Annotated in this window: 1 protein-coding gene; it reads left to right on the forward strand. The window is 61.2% G+C overall.

What is annotated here, in order from left to right:
* Positions 1–276, forward strand: a 276-nt coding sequence (locus SB764_RS39880) for a type IV secretory system conjugative DNA transfer family protein (RefSeq protein WP_410866733.1), incomplete at both ends; no start/stop codon positions are given.

Raw genomic sequence — 276 nt, forward strand, 5'->3', positions numbered from 1 at the left:
TTTGCGCTCACGCGATCGGGGAAAGGCGTTGGCCTAGCGATCCCCATGCTGTTGAGCTGGCCAACGTCCGCCATCATCCACGATATCAAGGGCGAGAACTGGGCCATCACCGCGGGCTGGCACTCGCGCTTTTCGCATTGCCTGCTGTTCAACCCGACCGACGCGAAGTCGGCTGCATGCAACCCGCTGCTCGAAGTCTGGCGCGGCGCGCATGAATTACGCGATGTGCGGAACATCGCGGACATTCTCGTTGATCCCGAAGGTTCCTCGTCAGAC

The sequence above is a fragment of the Paraburkholderia sp. SIMBA_027 genome (assembly GCF_046535315.1).
GTDB lineage: Bacteria > Pseudomonadota > Gammaproteobacteria > Burkholderiales > Burkholderiaceae > Paraburkholderia > Paraburkholderia tropica.